Raw genomic sequence first — 2,431 nt, 5'->3', positions numbered from 1 at the left:
GGCCAGCGGTGGCAGCACGCCGGCCAGGGCGGCGGTGGCCAGCAGCGCGGCCGCCGCCAGCAGGGCGGCCACCACGGGCGCGGGGCGGTGGACCAGGTACGGGTGAGGCACGACGGTCGCCTTCGTGAGGGGGACACGGGGCGGTGCGGCGATGCGGGGGCGGGACGAGACGACGGATATCCGACACCCACCACCCCCGCCAACGACGGATCGGGGCGGTGGTTACGGCCACGTGCAGTGACTCACGTCACTACCGAATAACGCCGGTCACCGTCCACCGCCCGGGCGGAACGGGACCGCGCCGGGGTGGGATCATCGGAGGGTGAGTAGCGCCGACACCATCCGCTTCCGGTACAACCAGGCCATCCTGGTCGCGGCGATCGTCGCGTTCATCGGCACCCTGCCGCTGGCCACCGCCGAGTGGTACCTGCTGCCGGTGCTGCTGATCCCGCTGGCCGTCGCGGTGTGGGCGTGGCGGGCGGGCACCGACGCGACCGGCGGGGGCTGCGGCTGCGGGCCCTGGCCGGCACCCGCCGGATCGCCTGGGACCGGGTCGTCGAGCTGGCCGCCGACCCCCGCGGTCGCGCCGTCGCCCGCCTCGACGACGGGCAGGAGGTCATGCTGCCCGCGGTGCGCGACACCGACCTGCCCCGGCTGGTCTCCGCCACCGGGCAGCACCTGCCGGGCGAGCGCTGAGCCCGCTCAGTAGCCGTCGGTCACCGTGTTGACCAGCGGCTCCCCCGCGGCGAACCGCCGCAGCTGCGCAGCCACCAGCCGGTACGCCCGCGGCAGCAGGCCGCGTACCGAGCCGGCGACGTGCGGGGTGAGCAGCACGTTGGGCAGCTCCCACAGCGGATGGTCGGTGGGCAGCGGCTCGGGATCGGTGACGTCCAGCGCGGCCCGCAGCCGGTCGCTGGACAGCTCCGCCACCAGCGCCTCCGTCCGGGCCACCGGGCCCCGGGCCGCGTTCACCAGCAACGCGCCGTCGGGCATCGCGGCGAGGAAGGCCGCGTCCACCATGCCCCTGGTCTGCTCGGTCAGCGGCACCAGCAGCACCACCACCTCCGCCTCCGGCAGCAGCCGGGGCAGCTCGTCCACCCCGTGCACGCCGTCGGCCGGGCGGGCGGTGCGGGCGACCAGCGTGACGGTGACGTCGAACGGGGCCAGCCGGGCGTGCACCGCCGCGCCGATCGAACCGGCGCCGACGATCAGCACCCGCTTGCCGGTCAACTCGTCGGTCGGCGCGACCTCGTCGTACGCCCACTCCCGGCGGGCCTGGGCCCGGGCCATCGCGGGAAAGCCGCGCAGCTGGGCCAGGATCGCGGTGAGCACCCACTCGGCGGTGCCGGCGTCGTGCACGCCCCGCGCGTCGCAGAGGGTCACCCCGTCCGGCACCCGGCCGACCCAGGCGTCCGCCCCGGCGGAGAGGAGCTGGACCACCGCCAGGTCCGGCAGCCGCGCCAGCATCGCGGCGGTGTCCCCAGCGGCCAGGAACGGCGGCACCCAGAACCGGACCCCGGCCGGGTCCGACGGCGGGCGCCCCGGGTCCGTCCACGCCTGGACGGTGACGCCCGCGGGCGCCTCGCCGAGCAACCCGACCCCGGCCTCGTGCGGAATCCATACCTTCACGTCCGCCGACGATAGCGACCGCGACCCGACCCGGTCCGGCGGACCGGCTCATCGGGGGCGGGCGGCGGGCGTCACCGCCCGTGGGCGTCACCGCCGCCAGCCGGGTATAACCGAGGGTCGGAGCGCCACCCGGTGCCCCGCACGCCCGCAGACAGGTGGCCGATGACCGAGCGCTCCCCGCACCGTCGCGGTCCGCTGCCCGCGGTGGACATCCCCGCGCTGACGGACCCGGCGCGGCTGCGCGCGCTCGCCGAGACGGGCCTGGACGCCGAACCCGACGAGGCGTTCGACCGCTTCGCCCGGCTGGTGAGCGACCTGCTGGAGGTGCCGGTCGCGCTGGTGTCGCTGGTCACCGGCGAACGGCAGTTCTTCCCGGGCGCGGTCGGCCTGCCGGAGCCGTGGGCCGCCCGTCGGCAGACCCCGCTGAGCCACTCGTTCTGCCAGCACGTGGTGGACATCGAGATCCCGATGGTGCTGCCCGACGCCCGGCTCTACCCCCGGGTGCGGAACAACCTGGCCATCGCGGAGCTGGGCGTGGTCGCGTACGCGGGGATGCCGCTGACCGACCTGGACGGTCGGGTGCTCGGCTCACTCTGCGCCATCGACAGCAAGCCCCGCGCCTGGACCGCCGACCAGCTGCGTACCCTGGCCGACCTCGCCGCCGCCTGCTCCTCGGAGCTGCGGCTGCGGATCGCGCTCGACGGCGCGGAGGAGGCCCGGCGGCGGGTCGAGGAGGCGCACGAGCGGCTCAAACTGCTCTCCGCGCTGAGCGAGACCCTGACCGGCACCCTCGACGTGGCCA

2 protein-coding genes and 1 pseudogene are annotated in these 2,431 nt (G+C 76.0%); 2 read left to right on the top strand and 1 reads right to left on the bottom strand.

Annotated features, from left to right (window positions below):
- The first annotated feature begins 322 nt into the window (after positions 1 to 322).
- Positions 323 to 696 (top strand): annotated as a pseudogene (locus tag JNW89_RS34745) (PH domain-containing protein).
- 6 nt (positions 697 to 702) lie between these two features.
- Here the strand turns inward: JNW89_RS34745 and JNW89_RS34740 are convergent.
- A complete protein-coding gene (locus tag JNW89_RS34740; protein WP_238452252.1) occupies positions 703 to 1,629 on the bottom strand; it encodes a 2-hydroxyacid dehydrogenase in 927 nt (308 codons plus the stop codon).
- A 162-nt stretch (positions 1,630 to 1,791) separates the two neighbouring features.
- Between JNW89_RS34740 and JNW89_RS34735 the strand changes: the two genes are divergently transcribed.
- Positions 1,792 to 2,431: GAF domain-containing protein (locus JNW89_RS34735; protein ID WP_238452251.1), on the top strand; the 640-nt coding region annotated here is incomplete at its 3' end.

It is taken from the genome of Micromonospora sp. 4G55 (assembly GCF_016803375.1).
This window is presented reverse-complemented; position numbering and strand designations above follow the sequence as displayed.